At 39.9% G+C, this 16284-nt stretch carries 10 protein-coding genes; 4 read left to right on the top strand and 6 right to left on the bottom strand.

The window, feature by feature from the left end; genetic code table 11:
* Positions 1-64: 64 nt before the first annotated feature.
* The 6 genes from CWC17_RS05945 to bcsR are packed head-to-tail and all read right to left on the bottom strand — an operon-like array spanning position 65 to position 10836.
* The gene (locus CWC17_RS05945) at positions 65-3883 is read right to left on the bottom strand and encodes a cellulose synthase subunit BcsC-related outer membrane protein (protein WP_138612341.1); all 3819 of its coding nucleotides are present in this window, start codon (positions 3881-3883) and stop codon (positions 65-67) included.
* Entirely contained in the window at positions 3874-5001 is a 1128-nt protein-coding gene (gene bcsZ / locus CWC17_RS05950; protein ID WP_138612342.1) for a cellulose synthase complex periplasmic endoglucanase BcsZ, read from the bottom strand. Before bcsZ ends, CWC17_RS05945 begins: the two co-directional genes overlap by 10 nt.
* The gene (gene bcsB / locus CWC17_RS05955) at positions 5001-7247 is read right to left on the bottom strand and encodes a cellulose biosynthesis cyclic di-GMP-binding regulatory protein BcsB (RefSeq protein ID WP_138612343.1); all 2247 of its coding nucleotides are present in this window, start codon (positions 7245-7247) and stop codon (positions 5001-5003) included. The genes bcsZ and bcsB overlap by 1 nt, the downstream gene beginning before the upstream one ends.
* Complete coding sequence (bcsA, locus tag CWC17_RS05960; protein ID WP_138540845.1) at positions 7240-9909, bottom strand: UDP-forming cellulose synthase catalytic subunit; 2670 nt, start codon at positions 9907-9909, stop codon at positions 7240-7242. Before bcsA ends, bcsB begins: the two co-directional genes overlap by 8 nt.
* 2 nt (positions 9910-9911) lie before the next feature.
* Entirely contained in the window at positions 9912-10625 is a 714-nt protein-coding gene (gene bcsQ, locus CWC17_RS05965; protein WP_138612344.1) for a cellulose biosynthesis protein BcsQ, read from the bottom strand.
* Between the two features lie 31 nt (positions 10626-10656).
* The gene (bcsR, locus tag CWC17_RS05970) at positions 10657-10836 is read right to left on the bottom strand and encodes a BcsR/BcsP family cellulose biosynthesis protein (protein WP_055015960.1); all 180 of its coding nucleotides are present in this window, start codon (positions 10834-10836) and stop codon (positions 10657-10659) included.
* Positions 10837-10950: 114 nt separating this feature from the next.
* Here bcsR and bcsE point away from each other — a divergent pair, with 114 nt between their 5' ends.
* From bcsE to tyrR, 4 genes are all read left to right on the top strand, one after another.
* Positions 10951-12573, top strand: a complete 1623-nt coding sequence (bcsE, locus tag CWC17_RS05975; RefSeq protein ID WP_138540847.1) for a cellulose biosynthesis protein BcsE — start codon at positions 10951-10953, stop codon at positions 12571-12573.
* Positions 12570-12743: a hypothetical protein gene (locus CWC17_RS19340; protein WP_171037630.1), complete on the top strand. Its 174-nt coding sequence runs from the start codon at positions 12570-12572 to the stop codon at positions 12741-12743. Before bcsE ends, CWC17_RS19340 begins: the two co-directional genes overlap by 4 nt.
* Positions 12743-14323, top strand: a complete 1581-nt coding sequence (gene bcsG, locus CWC17_RS05980; RefSeq protein WP_138612345.1) for a cellulose biosynthesis protein BcsG — start codon at positions 12743-12745, stop codon at positions 14321-14323. The genes CWC17_RS19340 and bcsG overlap by 1 nt, the downstream gene beginning before the upstream one ends.
* Before the next feature lie 210 nt (positions 14324-14533).
* On the top strand, positions 14534-16090 hold the full coding sequence (gene tyrR, locus CWC17_RS05985; protein ID WP_055015963.1) for a transcriptional regulator TyrR: 1557 nt from the start codon (positions 14534-14536) through the stop codon (positions 16088-16090).
* Positions 16091-16284: the final 194 nt, after the last annotated feature.

Below are 16284 nucleotides of genomic sequence, written 5' to 3' on the forward strand. Positions count from 1 at the left end.
GGCTCAAGTATACATATACCTTAGTGCGAGGGGAAGCATTCGCGATGTATCACCTTGCGCTGCGTTAAAAGTCTGCATAAGGAACAATTGGGGTGCCAGGGAACTCTAACGTCCCGTACACAGGATTGAAGTAATAGCGAATATAGAGCTGACCAAAGTTGGGCTCATAAAAATCAGAGCGGTCAATTGCTAAGTAACCACCAAAAAACCAATGCGGCGTTATACGGTATTCAAAACTTCCTTCGAGATTGTATGAGATGCCTGCGCTGTCATCACTCTCAAATACAGGGTCTACCCCAGTTATCGACTCTCTATCGTAGGCTTGTAGTTGCAAGTCTGTGTCGTTGGGATAAAAGTCAATCGCTTGGGTTTTCGTTTGCGAGTACGATATACCTGTTTTTAAGCGATAAACAAAATCATCGCCCCAGCGCGCATCGTAGCTTAAAGGTAGTGATAACCCAACGTAGTTTTGAGGACTATAGTAACCGCCGTGACCCCATGTTTCTTCACTTAAATTATACTGATACGCCCAATGCAATAGGCTTGCGCCGACAGTAAATTCGCGTTCTTGATTGCTAATAACGCGATAATACGACCCACCCATTACTCTATAGCGTTGGTTATCTTTAACATTTTGACCTTTATAAAGCGTAAAGTCGGCGCTTGACCAAAAGCCCCAATCGCCACCTAAATCATGAGATAGATTGGCCGTTAGGCCAGTTGAGCGCACGCCGCCCCAAATTTCACCGGTATTTACATCCTCAAGGCCAGCATAAGAGAGCACAGAGCTAGTTACAGGGCGTTTTTCGAGCTCTAGGCTATAGCCAAAATCGCCAATGCTGTTTGCGTAGTTTACACCCCATACTATGTCTTCAATCAAAAAGCCAAGTGGGGTAGTACCCACATCAACACGCCAATTTTCATTTTGCCAGCCAATACCTATATCGACCCCATCTTGCTCAGGGCTAACCTCATCAATGCCGCAGGTAAATATACACAGTGCACCTTGGCCGTAGCGGCTTCCAGCAAATTGCTCATCAAAGCGCGTTGTTTGTGCACTGATGCTAGTTGGATCTATTTTAATAAACCCTTGACCTTGCCAAAGTGGAAAATAGGCCTCAATAGGGACTAAGCCAGCGCCAAGCGTCGCTTCGCTTTCTGTACTTGTTTGGCCACTAAAGTTAACCCCAATGGCAATGTATGCTTGGTTTTTGCTTTGCTCATTTATAAGCTCGCGTTTAGCACCATTGATATACCACGCATCATTTTCATCTATACGCGCAATTTGTTTGTAAAACGATTCATCGTTTAGGCGTTGCTCGCTCGATAGTGTTTTTAAATACCATTGCTTAGCTTGGTCGTGTTCATTAAAGTTTCGGGCAACTTCAGCGCCCAAATAACTAAGCTCTTTATCATTGGGTGATTTAGCTATTAATTGATTGGCTAAAGCTAACGCATCACCTGCGTAATTAAAGTCATTTAACGATGCCATAATTTGGCGCTGTAAATAGGCCTGCTGATCATCTGTTTGCGCTATTGCACGCTCAGTCACTTCTTTTGCTTGAAAGTCGTTACCTAATTCTCTATGAGCTTTTGCTATTGCTAGCATAGCTTGAGGGTCAATTGGCTGATTGTTTTTTAGTTTTTGTTGATAAACAATAATTGCCGACTCACGCTGCTCAAGGGCTAAATTAGCATTTATTAATGCCGTAGTAGTTGCGGGGGTACTAGGGTACTTTTGATCAAGCTGGTTAAGCTTAGCTAATAGTTCGCCGCCTTCGTAATACTCATTAATATATGTAGTGTATAAATTGACGTACTGTTCTATTTCGCCAGTACTGGCATTACTAGGTAAACTGTAATTGGTAAACCATTGCTCTACAAATGGGCGCTCATTTTGCTCAAGTAGCCATTCTCCATACAGCATATGCCAATAAGGTGATAAAGAAGGTTCAGTATTTAATGCATCATTAATTAACTTTATAGCGTGTTTTTTCTCATCTATTTGATACCAGCTACGCGATAGCTCGGCTTTCATTACGGGTGTTAAATTTTGCGCTTCTAAATTACTTAAATGAAAAATAGCCGTGGTTCTATTTTTGCTATTTAAGTGGCGCTCACTTTGTCTGAGAGATTCGTTCAGCCTAAGCTGTTGCTCAAGCGTAATTATGTCGTCATTTCGCTCATTAACTGGTACATACTCTAAGGTGTTTAAAGCACCTTGGTAATCATCTATTGAGCGCAAAAATAGGGCATGGCTGTAGCGTAACTGTGGATTAAGAGGAAACTGCCAAAGCACATTGTTAAATAACGTTTTTGCCTTTTGCGTTAACCCATTTTGTTGATAAATAAACGCTAAGTCATAATAAAGCCAAGGCTGCTCAGGGGCTAATTCTATGGCCTCTCTTAAAGTCTGCTCAGCAAGTTCTACCTCACCCGAATCGGTGTACTGACGTGCTTTTTCGCGAAGCAGGCTACTCAATGAAGCTTCATAAACGCTCTTTAGCTGTGCTTTTTGCGTATTGGATAAAGCATTGTAAAAGTTGATTAACGACTGCTCAGAGTTATCCAGTTCAGCGATTTCTAATAACCCGGTCAAGGCACCATTATTTAAAGGATCACCTTTGAGCACCGTTTGGTATATGGTTGCCGCCTGAGAGAAGTTACCTTGTGCAAACTGTAATAGCCCTCGGTTATACAAAACAGTAGCAGGGTCTTGTTCTAAGGTCTTGGCTAAATCTAGCTTTAGCTTGGCTGTTTTAAATTCACGCTCGTTTATAGCTTCTTTTGCTTGACGGATATAAAGCCAAAATTTAGCTGTAGTGGCTAGCGCTTTTAATGTTTCGCGCTCAGCAAAATCGGCAGTGTTACTTTGCGCTCGCGTAAAATAATTATATGATTTTTGGTTTTCACCCATTCGCAGGTATAAGATGCCAAGGCTGCGCATAATCGCGCCATCTTTTGGGCGCCCTTTGAGTGCTTTCAATAAAATGGGCTCTGCGGCAGCTAACTTGTTTTTTTCAAGTAATGCTTCTCCTTTCACCCATAACTGATAGTGCGGATTAGCTAATAGCTTTTGTCGCGCTTTAAGATCTTTTTTGAAATCTTGATACTGTAGCTCACCTTTACTACTGAAAGGGTACACAGTAAAGTAGCGCTGAAATTGCTTATCAGTAGCGCTGTTTAATTGCATGTTAGATAGAGCACCTAACCAAATCGCTTCTACTTCATTACTATAACGAGAGGTAGCACCATATTTGCTTAAAAGAGATAACGCAGCGTCATCAGTCGGGTTATTTCTGAGTAAGTGGCGAGCGTATGGGATATCTATAGCACCAATGTTTTCATAAGTGCGTAGCAGCCTTTCGTAACCTTTTTTTACATTTTGCCATTGGCTCTGATCTTGTGCATACCAACTTAAATGCTCTAACTCAAACGCTAGGCTTGGATAGGCATTTTTAAAAAGAGAATTGTAAATTAAACGTGCTCGTTCAAAGCGACCCGCACGGGCAAGTAATTTAGCTTGCTGTATGTCCGCTTTATCTTCATTTTCTAATCTAGCAACTAATCGTAATTGCTCTATACAAGGGTGAATTTGTGTATTGCTATTATCTATTTTTCTTAATATTTGATTTGCTTGCCCCGCTTTGCCATTGGCAAATTCATAGCGAGCAAGCGCACACTGACTTTCTATGCGATTAGGCGCTATTGCCAATAGCTTTTGTAAGCTATCGGCAACTAAGTCTTTATTTTCTTGTACTTCACCAATGTTGATTTGGCTTAAAAGCCACTCAACAGAGCGTGTATCAATGTCATTATTTGTTTTAGCATGTACACTTGCGCTGACTGCTAACGTACAAACAACAGCCCATTTTAGCGACATTCAGTGCTCCACATTGGCTTGAGCGTCCCGTCTGCTGATATTGAAAAGCGTTTATTTAGTGTACTATTACCAAATAGATTTAATACACTGTCGTAGTAGCGAGTTCGTGTAAATGATTTATCGACCATCAACTTTTGTTGAATAGCCATAACCTGCGAATCATTCCCTTTTTCTTTTAGCATTGGCAATAGGGCAGCATTAAAACCAACTGGGCCACGCTTTTGGGTTTTGCCAGAGCTTGCATAAGTGTTTAAAGGCACATAGCCACGGCTGTTTATAGCCTCTAAAAAAGGACTAAATTGTTCGCTTAGCTGCGTTTTGTAAGGGGCATCCTCTGCCATCATACTGGCCCATAAGTAAACCCGAATAGCATTGTAGCTGCCTAAGTCAGTTGCTTTATTATTATGATAAAAGCCTTTTGCAGGGCTATACATTACCCAATCAGGACTAACGCCGTTTTTAGCGGTGTCTAAAATAAGCTTGGCAGACGCTTGATGGAGTTGCTGCCACGGGGAATTGGGGTATAGTTTGCTAAATTGCTGATAAATAAACAATGGAGAATAGCTAGGGTTAAGTTTGTAGGTGTTATTTTCATACTCAAACCCAGCCGGTGCGGGTAATAAAGTCAGCCCTAAACCAGAGATATAAGCGGTTTCCTCTCGCATAATACGCTGCGCTAGTACGGCAGCTAAAATACTATAACGGCGTTCATCCCATAAGATGGCTGCTTGCGATAAACTATATGCTATCCATAAATCAGAGTCTGATGCTGGGTTTGAGTCTAAAATTCCAGTGGTGTCATTACCTGTTTTGCCCCATTGCCAAGCAGGTAAACGTGTACTTAAATCACCTTCAGAGAGGTGCTCTTGCGTCCAGTCTAAAATAGTATCAAACGCAGCTTTATCATTTGCCACAAGCGCAAAAAATAGCGCGTATGATTGACCTTCTGAGGTGGTAATATTTTGCTTTGAGCCTAAGTCGATAACGCGCCCTTCATCACTAATAAAGTGGTTTTTAAATACTTGCCATCCTTGCCAGGGCTCGCACTGCTGTGTTTGCGCTGATACAGAAAAACTAAAAAATGTGACTATTAATAATGCACGGTTAAGCAATGTCATTATTCATCTCCTTCAGCTAAACGTTTATGGGTAAGTGCTTGCAGTAATCGCCATAAAATAAATGAGATCAATAACAGCGTTAATATCGAAAGTAGAGCTAAAATAAACGGGTGGTCAGACAAATGGAACCACACCAGTGTATGTACAGGAATATGGCCTACAAAGTATTGCTCATCAGTTTTTATGGTTTTAACACCTTGTGAGTTTATAACTGCGGCACTGCCTTTTAATTGACTTAATGTTTGTGAGTCCATAAGGGTTTTATCAATTAAGCCAAAAGCTTTTTCGGTAGTTGCATTGAGTGACACGACAGAGCGCTCAGAATCAAAAGGAGATTGATACGCTGTAATGACCGCCATATCACCACTGCTTTTTACACTTACTTGGATTTTGTCGGGCGTCTGCTCATCGTATGCACCGTTATAAATTGCCTGCTTTATTTCGCGCTGATTATTATTTAAAAGTACATTTGTTTGCACATCTTCATCTAGTTGTTGTGCTGTCTTGTTAGGCTTTGCAATAACTAGAATATCTTTATCGTCTAAACCAACGTTCTCATTTAAATGGGCAACGGCCATTCTATGGGTTGGGTAACCTGTTATAGCACCAAAATGTCCAGTAAGATTAAACAGTAACGTTAATGCTTTTGCAGAAGGTTGCTGATCAACAAGTACAAGTGTTTGTTGTAAGTCGGCATATTTAGTGTAAGGGAAACCACTATTAGCAAATACGTTTAAATCCGGCAGGGCAATGTAATGATCAAAACCACTTACATCAATGTGTGAATTACCATCAATAACTCCAAACTCGCCCCCAGGCGGTGCTATTGCACATTCGCCCTTTTTTAATACACCAAATTTAAAATCAAAATTTAGTTCGTTTCGTGTGGCTAAATTAATACCATTTAATGAAAAATTTTCTGCGTTTTGTGTGGTGTCCGTATTAGCAATAAGTGGCAATAATGTTTTTGTCGTACTGAGAGTAGATTCCTCATTATCTAACAAATAACCACTAATAAACTTTTGATTAATCAGCATATTTAACCGAGAGTCCAAAGACTCACTCTCGGGCGTGCTGCGATACTGTAATGTGATGGGAATGCCTTTTTCACGCCAGGTAAATAAATCGGGTGCAAAACGTACATTTAATTTCACAGGCCCGTTATTTAATCCCTGTGCTTGTAGTTGGGTATCAAAATCGATTAGTTCGTCAAAATGTACCGCTCTATCACCGCGTAACCAACGCGGGGCGTCGTAAGGCTTACGAAGCGGGAGTTGGTTAATTGCTTCTATGCTTGCAGTTCTACCTGTCATTACTTTGTGCCCGAAGGACAACCCAGTAACGGCTGTTTTTAAATCATCTTCATCACGGCCCAAAATAAGCAACATTTTGCTGTATCTATGCAGTGGGTTTGAAATAATCTCAACGGTTGGCTTTTCAACATCTGGGTAATCTTTTAAAAAGTCAGGCTTTGAATCGTTGGTAATAAAAACAACGCTGTGCGTATCTAATGATTTATTAATGACTACCGGGAAATCAGCACCGCGCCAGTCAGCTTGTGCGCCAAACCAACTAGATAAAGTGGCTGCCGCTTCAATCGTTTTGGTGTTAGGTGTTTTTGCAAACACAAACGGTAAGCTTAACTTATTATAATCTTTGGCATCAAAAAAAGGCGCTGGTAAATATTCCAAACGACTATCTATTGCTAATTGCTTTTGATTAAGTGTGATATTGCTCGATTTATTAATTTCGGTCCAAATAGAGCGGCTAAAGTAGTCTTGGCAACGTAAATCATAATAGCCCACAAGCTCAAAGCGTACTTGGTTGTAGTCTTGTACATATTTAGCATTGAGTTTAAGGCTATGATTAACCGTATTTTTAACTACACTTAGTTGCTCATTGATGGGCAGTACAGTGACTAAGTTTTCATTAAAATACACTTTTAAATGCGATACGTTAGCAATTAATGATGGCGAGTTTGTGTAAGAAAAATTAAGCTGTAAATCGGTGCTTAATTTATCAATGCGGTTTGTAAAATCCACTCTTGAGTTATTGTTTATGCCATCTAGCTTGTAACCATTAAAACCTAAAGCAGCAAAGTCTAATCGTAAACTAGATACGTTGGCGCTCTCAGGGTAGCCATTTATAAACACAGATTTATCGTGCATTGGCTCAATAGCACATGCCTTATGGGCGCTGCATGTTATAAACAGTATTAGAAATGTATTAAGCAAATTTTTAATCATAATTATTATGCACTATTGGTTTTTTAGGGGTGAAAGAGTTTATATATACAACAATTTTTGTCATTAATTTTACAAACGGTTGTAACGGTTTAGGAGCATGAAACAATAAATTGCTAAATCCTCTTAAACTTGTTTTTTGTACTTCTTTAAAACTATAAGAAGGGCGGTCATGGCGAAAGTTATTTTGCCAATCAAGCCATGCATCCGCTCTTGAAAAGGTGCATTGTATAAATGCTTTTTGCTTTTCGAGCGAAAGATCTTTTAAGGTTAAGCCTATTTGTTTGTTTCGAGTGTTACAAACATACGTTGTAAACGAAAATTGCTTATTACCGCGGCTCATTAATAGCTCTATTTTATCGTTTACACGGCATAAGTGAGCATGTTCTGTTTCAATGCCCACCCCGTTATCAGAGTAATCAGTTATTTTAACTTTTAACGTATGGCCATTTGCTAAACGCACACCCGCTGGAAAGTGCGCCTTAATACGATGTGATTGCCTTACTTGTCTTGCTTCGGCTGCAACGGCTACCGCAGCACCTAGAATAATAATATTGTAGATTGCCCACCCCATGCTTATCAGTAAAACGCCCACTTGGCTTGGGTCGCCAAAGCCTAAGCGTAAAATACCTACCAGCATGCCGACTAGGTTTATCAGCAAAAGTACCAAGTAAGGTTTAGATATGCCCCAATCGTAATGTTCTTTATCGTTTAAGCCACCTTTCTCGGTCACATTAAATTTACCCTTATTAGGGTTTATTAACGCAACGGTTGTTGGCTTTAATATGTACCACGCAAGCACAGACTCATACACTTCACCCCAAAAAGAGTAGCGATATTTACCCTGAATGCGCGAGTTGGTCGCTTTTATTTGTATTAACGTAGGCACTACGTAAATAAAAATGGCTAAAAATGGGGCATAAATAATGTACGCATTAAAGTATATAAGCGCTAAGGGGGCGGTTAAAAATACAATCCGCGGAATGCCTGATAAGAAATGCAACATGGCGTTTAGGTAGCATAAGCGCTGAGGTATATCGAGCCCTTTACCTAAAATTGGATTATCGAGTCTAAATATTTGCGCCATACCTCGCGCCCACCGAATACGCTGACCAATATGAGCTGAAAGGCTATCTGTAGCAAGCCCTGCAGCTTGAGGGATATTAATATATGCGGTTTTATAACCGGCACGTTGCATACGCAGAGCAGTGTGGGCATCTTCAGTTACCGTTTCAAAAGCAAAGCCACCAATATCATCCAGTGCTTGTCTTTTTAGTACAGCACATGAGCCACAAAAAAAGGTCGCATCCCACATGTCATTACCGTCTTGAATTAGCCCGTAAAAAAGCATGTTTTCATTAGGTATTTGGCTGTGGTTATTCAAGTTACGCTCAAACGGGTCCGCAGAAAAAAAGTGATGCGGTGTTTGCACTAAACATACTTTACTATCTTTTAAAAATTGTCCCATGGTCATTTGTAAAAATGAGCGGGCAGGGACGTGGTCGCAATCAAAAATAGCGATGTAATCACCGTTGGTATAGCGCATGGCGCTGTTCATGTTACCGGCTTTAGCGTGGTTATTATCAGGGCGAGTTAAATAACCGACTCCCACTTTCTGAGCAAACTCTTTAAATTCAGGGCGTTTTCCATCATCAAGAATATACACGTTTAGTTTATCTGCGGGCCAATCAATACTCATGGCCGCAAGTGTGGTTGGCTGCACAACACTCAGTGGCTCATTATAAGTAGGTATGTATACATCAACTGTTGGCCATAAGTCGGTGTTTTCAGGCAACGGAACAGGTTTGCGCTCAAGCGGGTTTATAGTTTGGAAAAAGCCTAAAATAAGCACTAACCATGCGTAGGTTTCTGCAAGTAGCAACCCCGCGCCCAAGGTAAGCGCAACAGGGTCATCCCAGTTTAGGGTTTCTGTGTAACGCCACCACAAATAACGCGATGAAGTGGTTACCGATAGGGTGATCATTACAATCGTGGCCATTTGCCCTTTTACGCGCTTAAGCCCATAAGCCACTATTAATATAAAACTAATAAACACAGCTTGTGCTTCTAAGCTAAACGGAATGGTGATAAAAATAGCCAGTAAAAACAATATAAAGGCCACAACCACATACTTTATTAGTTTATTTTGCCATATTTTGGCATCTGCCATGGTCTTAAATGCGCTTTTTTTAGGTCCTTTAGCATTTTTTGACAATAAGCGTTTTAGCATTCGCCCTAACTTTAAATCAAACCAACGCAACTGTTTAAGTGAGTAGCTTACCCCATTATAAAACTGATTAGAGAGCCGCTCCCTTACTGAATTTTTTTTGGGTCTGTATTTAAAAAATAATAAATAAACACTTTGAATGATAAAGCGCAAAATATTTGAATAAATAAACGTACGGTACGGTAAGCGCAGGTGCGGGTAGTAATCATATAAAATAAGTTCAAAGTTAATTTTGTGGTCTTTTATATTGATAAACAATGAACTAATTAGCGTAATAAAAGGCATTAAAAAAGCCTCAATTACGTTTACTTTGTGCTGATTAAAATAACTATGAAACTTAAATAAAATATAACGGACAAGTTTTTCAGTAAATATAATGCTTAACAGTATATATAAAGTACTGTGTATTGGGCGCTTATAAAATAGAGAAAAGCTCATAATTACAAAGCCGACTTACTTACAAGCCAACCGGCAAGCGTTTCAAAGTCATCGTTAGCAACACTGTAAGGTGCACAGTTAAGCGCTACATTTCGATAGGCTGTAGACTCTTTTATGACTTCATCACTGTTTATAAAAAAAGGCGCCATAAATGGTAAAGTAGATTGCCACAATGAAAACAGGTCAAATTCAAGTGTTGATGCAGAGTTATAACGATTGACTAAAAAAAAGTGTTTCCACTGATTGTCAGTCTGTTTTAACGTTTGCAGGTTTTTGTAAATTAAGCTGTGACAAATAGCATCACAATTAACTATTTCAATTACTATGTCGTTTTTATCTAGGGGGTAATGGGTAATATCGACATGTGCAGGGCAATCGAATAGAAGCCAAGTATCTTTGTTATAATCCAGTTTATTGCAATTGTTAACAAGCTCAAATAACGCTTCATGACTTACGCAATTGTTGCCGAATGGCAAAAATACAATGCCATCACTATCTTGATGAAAGTGCGCTAAAGCGTCCTCAAAACGTTTCTCATTGCTCCAACCCTGGTTGTATTTCCAAGGCAGGCCAAAGTGCAGTCCCAAATCGCTTTTAGAATCTAAATCTATAGCAATCACATCTGAGCCTGATTTTTTTAATACGCAGGCTAAATTGGCAACCATCGAAGTAGCGCCAGTACCGCCTTTAATGCCTTTTAGAAAAATTCTTTGCAAAGGGTTGTTTACCTGTCGTTTTAATTACACATTACGCATTTACCGCACGGTGTATTTCGTTTAGTAATGCGTATTTTTTTATTGTTTGTTTATTTTTCTGTTTATTAACAATTTCAACGTAATCTTCGCTTTTGCCACCAAAGCGTCGTGCGAGGTTCTCAATGTCGTTGGATGTTAAGGTCTCAGAGCTTTTTGTTGTTAATTTGTGCATTGATGCCTTTGTGCTAAAGTTTATTATTTTTATTTAAAGTGGACAATATTTGTCTATTATATATAGAATAGCGGGTAAAACTAGTAAAAAAGTATTTTTTATAGGCTAAATTCAGTGCAAAACTTTAACATTTCAGGCTTACAGCCCGCTGCTACAGAGCTAAAACCTGCATCGTTATATGCAATTTTAGCCCCTTTAGATCATTTTTCTACTGAACTGGCCCTTCATGCAATTAACAAGCCCTCAACCTCTGATATTTATATTGTTTCTTCGCAAATAGAGACTTTTTTTGAGGGTGCTTACAGCGATGCTTTAAATCACGCATTTGACCAGCACAAAGTGCACCCATTCAGGTTTTCTGCTGACACCCGTGATTGGCCCAAACAACAAATAATTAACAACACTTTAAAAGAGCTAAATGCTTATAAACAGTTAAACGAAGCGCTAGTTATTGTGCACTTTAGCACGACGGATTTAGCCTCGGTGGATCAGCGGCAACTGACAAATAGCATTCATGCCTTTAAGGGTTTTAGTAGAGATTCGGGGGCGACTACTTTATTTTTAGTTTCTGGCCCTGAGGTAACTAACTATCGTTTTCTGTTCAGGCGGTTAAATGATGTTTTAGATGGGTTAGTTTATGTTGAGAATGATTCAACGGTGCGTGTGCTTGAATACGATTATTGGCACCACAGTACGGGTATTTTGGCCTCGGTGCAGTACCCTTTAATGATTGAGGATGGTTACTTTAAAGTCCAGCAAGATACTATTATTGAAAAACAACCTTTAACTGCAGGTGTGTTTGCAGATGAAGATGAAGTGTGGATTGTGCAAGGGGCGATTCCTGAAGGTACCAAGCTTCCTGCAAAATATAAAATAATAAAAGACAACAACGCGCTTTTTTCAAAAGGTCCTAAACTTGAAGCGGCGACATTGGTGTTTGCAGTGTCGCGTTATACTGATTTAGCTCTGCTTGCTAAGCAATGTTTTGAGCTTAGAAAAAACTGCGGCCGTTGGCTTAAATTAGTGATTCAAAACGTTGATGGTGTGATCCGCCATCAAGATGAATGCTTATTTTTGACTTTAGGTGTTAACCTTATTTTGTATAGTTTTTCGGAACCTTCAAGGTTGCTTTCACAGGTTCAGTCAATTCAAGGGTTTCAGTTTTCAAGGCCCTTACCGCCCTCTATTGAGCATGTACTTCAATTTACCGAAAATACCTTTTCGAAAGGCTACTTACCTTTTATAGAATTTACCAAACAGGTTGAAGTGCACAGCGATTCAGCTGTAAATCTAGGGGTTAGCGGGGTGTTGGTTAAACTTGAGCTTTTACCTCGAATTGATCCCATCCATCCATTGCATTTGTTTCATATTAAACGTGAAGGTGACGTTTTCAGTTTGGTAGAAAATACCGTGTACTTGTACTTGCATGCGTGTCGCGAAAATGATGTTAATAACGCGATAAAACACTTATTTAAATTAGAAACAAACGACTTTTTTGCACAACAAAATATAATCTCCGATCACTTTTATATTCAGCAAGAATGTAAACAACTCAGGCGTTACTATGCAGGGCAGGATATAACGGATTACTCTGCCCAATTAACGGAAAATGAAAGCTATAAATTTACTCAAGCAATTGATGCAAGTGTTGCAGCAGATATAGAAACCCCTGAGTTTACTAAAAATGAGCGCGCAGATGCCGTGCCGTTTAAAATGGCTTTAAAGAGTAACTTATGAGTATTAATCAATTATTGATTACAGCAATTTTAGCGATGCTAGTTGGCGTATTTTTGTGTATGTCGGGGTCGCTACTACTGAATAAATTAAAAAAATACTATGCTCAGCTTACGTTTAAGCATGAAGTACTTGAACCTTATAAACCAAATAGAATAAAGAAGGGTAAATAGTGAAATTATCAGGCTTAGGGGTATGGAACCTTTATTTTTTAGTTAAGTTTGCACTTTTTTATTATGGTGCGATCGACTTTAGCTTATTGGCAAATGCGGCGTTAGCTGCTTTTTTTGCTATTTCTTACGCACACCCTTTACTCAATAAAGTTAAGCATTGGTTAGGCGCGGTAATGGCCATCGTTTTATTGTATAAAGACTCGTGGTTGCCACCAATAGAGCGCTTAACCCGTCAGGCCGGCAATGTACAAGATTTCAGTTTTGGCTACTTTTTGGAGCTGATGGCGCGTGTTATCAATGTTGACATGTTATTGGCTTTGTTTGTTATTACGGTGTGTTTTTGGTATTGCTCGCAATGGATACGCTTCACCACAGTAACCGTTGTTGGGTTAATGTTTGTAGCTTGGCAAAGCAATCACAGTGAAGATGAATTAATGACCCAGCCAGTAGCAGCTAATAACGTAACAACAGCTGCGCCTCGTGCACAAGCACAAGTAGTAACACAAGAAGCAAAATCACCAGATGAGCAGTTAAAAGCGTTTTATGAACAACAAAGTAGACTAATTAGCCAATTCCCACAGCAATATAACGGTGAGTTATTTGATGTTATTGTGTTAAATATCTGCTCTATGGCAGTGGCTGACTTAGAAACTATTGGTGTAAGTCTTGACGATTTATACAGCGACTTTGATGTGGTGTTTTCTGATTTTAACTCGGCTACTTCTTACTCTGGACCGGCTGCAATTCGCCTGCTTAGAGCAAGCTGTGGTCAAACAAGTCAGACGGCTTTATTTGAGAATGCGCCTGAACAGTGCCACTTATTTAAAAATTTAGAAAGCTTAGGGTATAAGAGTAGTGTTGTAATGAACCACGACGGTCACTTTGATGAGTTTAAGGGCTTAGTTAAAAGGTTCGGAAAAATAGATGAGCAGCCTTACGATATTACTAACTTACCCGTTGCTCAATATGGGTTTGATAACAAGCCTATTTATTCAGACGGTGCGGTACTTAATTCATGGCTAAATGAAAAAGGTGAAGACTGTGCTCCATGCGCTATGTATTATAATACAACCAGTTTGCACGATGGCAACCAATTAGCTAATCAGCCACGCATGAGTAGCCTTGAAAGCTACCCGACCAGGCATAAAAACTTATTTAACGACATTAACGGGTTTATTAAAAATTTAGAAAAGCGTGGCCGTAATGTGATGCTAATGATAGTACCAGAACACGGTGCAGCTTTAAAAGGCGATAAAGTGCAATTTGCAGGTCTTCGCGAAATACCAAGCCCAAGTATTGTATCTGTTCCGGTGGCGATTAAGTTTATTGGTAAAAATGTACAAAGCTATTCACAAACGCTTGTAAGCGAATCAACAAGTTACTTTGGTTTATCGGAGCTAATTAGTGGCGTGCTTAGCACAAACTTTTTTGCAGGTAATGGCAATATTGCTGACTTAGTTGATACGCTGCCTCGTGCACCTAAAGTAGCCGAAAACGCCGATACAATAATGATGTATGTTAATAAGCGCCCTTATATCCAATTAGATGGCGGAGACTGGACCCCATACCCGCAAAACTAATAGCATATAGGTATTACCCCTTTTTAAAACGCAGCTTACACGCTGCGTTTTTTACTTTTAAGCTGGACGTTATTACAGTTTGATGTTTACAGGTGTAAGGTTACAGTAAAAAAGATCTGGGCTTGTCCAAATTTGTTTACAATTTACTGTATTGAATAACGCAGTTAGCGTATTATTCGGCTAATATAGTTTTTCCTTATTCGAGGATGTATGCGTCTAGATATTCATTGTGCCGACCGTGTAGGTATTGCCCAAGAAATCCTAAATATTTTAGTTAACTACGATGTTGACTTAAAAGGGATTGAGGTTGATTCGGTAAATTGCCGTATGTATGTAAGCTTTCCTGAAATTGAATTTGAGCAATTTCAAAAAATTATGCCTTCTATTCGTTTGATTGATGGCGTACATGATGTTCGCACCACTGCCTTTTTACCCTCTGAACGAGAGCATAACGAGCTCAATACACTGCTGCGCGCATTACCAGATGGAGTTATCTCGATTGACGCAAAAGGGTGGGTTCGTTTGTGTAACGATGCCGCCTGTAAAGACTTGCAACTAAGTGAAAAAGAAGTGGTAGGAGCCAATATTAATAACCTACTAAAAGGTTTTAATTTTACACGCTGGCTAGAAGGCAAAGAAGTACTTGGTCAAACAACCCGTGTAGATGTGGCCGGTGAAGACTTTATTGCCGATATTTTACCGATTGCCGTCCCGCAAGGTGGTGAAGGTGATGTGTTAGCTGGTGCGGTTATAAATATTAAATCGCAAAGCCGATTAGGTCAGCAAGTCAGTGCCTTTAGGCGTTATGGGCAAGAAAGCTTTGCAACTATTCACAATTTTAGTACTGCTATGCGCCGTGTTGTACGTGAAGCACGAAAAATGTCGCAGTTAGAAGCGCCCATTTTAATAACTGGCGAAACTGGCACGGGTAAAGAACTTCTTGCTCGTGCTTGTCACTATGCTTCTAACCGTTCGGTTAAACCATTTATCGCTCTATCGTGTGCATCGTTGCCTGATGATGTAGCCGAATCTGAATTATTTGGCTACGCCGGCTATGAAGAAAATACCGCGCCTAAGCGTGGGGTATTAGAACAAGCAGATGGCGGTACTGTGTTTTTAGATGAAGTAGGCGAAATGTCTACACAGTTACAAACAAAGCTACTGCGCTTTTTGCAAGACGGTACATTTAGAAAAGTGGGCGATGAAAACGAAGTAAAAGTAAATGTACGTATTATTGCAGCCACACAAAAAGATTTACCAGCCATGGTACAAGAGGGCGTATTTAGAGAGGATTTATATTACCGAATTAATGTGCTCACGTTAGAGATTGCACCACTAAGAGACCGTAAAGCTGATGTGGGTCCATTAGCCGAGCACTTTATCCAAAAATACGCACAGCAAAACGGCCATGCTATTCCGTTATTATCACAAGAATGCTTACGCTTTTTACAAGAATACCCGTGGCCGGGTAATGTACGCCAGTTAGAAAATGCGATTTACCGAGCTGTGTCGCTACTCGATGACAGTGAGCTGCGTGTGGAGCATTTACAATTGCCCACATTTACGCACGATCTAGGCTATTTAGAGTCAGATTTTGAGGGGACGTTAGATCAAGCTGTAAAACGTTTTGAAGCAACTTTATTACGTAAGTTGTATCCTGCTTACCCAAGTTCAAGGCAATTGGCTAAACGTTTAGGGCTTAGTCATACTGCAGTGGCAAATAAACTGCGTGATTATGGTATTAATCGCAAAACTGTTAAAGTTTAATAGCTGATTTACTGGGCGCCAGGGCGTGTTGTTCTTTGATGGTTGAATTTGCAGCAGTATGTTTGGTTTTTAGGCAAGGCAGAGCCTATGAAGTGTGGTTATTCCCCATAAATAGGCGATAACGCAGCATAAATGCCAAACATGCGCTGCCCTTCGGGTTCTGCCTAGGGGCGATAAACTCTTTGTTGCTCGGG

The sequence above is a fragment of the Pseudoalteromonas sp. S3785 genome, assembly GCF_005887365.1.
In the GTDB taxonomy this organism is placed as follows: Bacteria; Pseudomonadota; Gammaproteobacteria; order Enterobacterales; family Alteromonadaceae; genus Pseudoalteromonas.

What these genes read in the sequence shown, in the direction of transcription:
- tyrR (WP_055015963.1), top strand. Translation starts at nt 14,534, where the DNA reads ATGCGTCTAGATATTCATTGTGCCGACCGTGTAGGTATTGCCCAAGAA.
- bcsA (WP_138540845.1), bottom strand. Translation starts at nt 9,909, where the DNA reads ATGAGCTTTTCTCTATTTTATAAGCGCCCAATACACAGTACTTTATAT.
- bcsZ (WP_138612342.1), bottom strand. Translation starts at nt 5,001, where the DNA reads ATGACATTGCTTAACCGTGCATTATTAATAGTCACATTTTTTAGTTTT.
- CWC17_RS05945 (WP_138612341.1), bottom strand. Translation starts at nt 3,883, where the DNA reads ATGTCGCTAAAATGGGCTGTTGTTTGTACGTTAGCAGTCAGCGCAAGT.
- CWC17_RS19340 (WP_171037630.1), top strand. Translation starts at nt 12,570, where the DNA reads ATGAGTATTAATCAATTATTGATTACAGCAATTTTAGCGATGCTAGTT.
- bcsB (WP_138612343.1), bottom strand. Translation starts at nt 7,247, where the DNA reads ATGATTAAAAATTTGCTTAATACATTTCTAATACTGTTTATAACATGC.
- bcsR (WP_055015960.1), bottom strand. Translation starts at nt 10,836, where the DNA reads ATGCACAAATTAACAACAAAAAGCTCTGAGACCTTAACATCCAACGAC.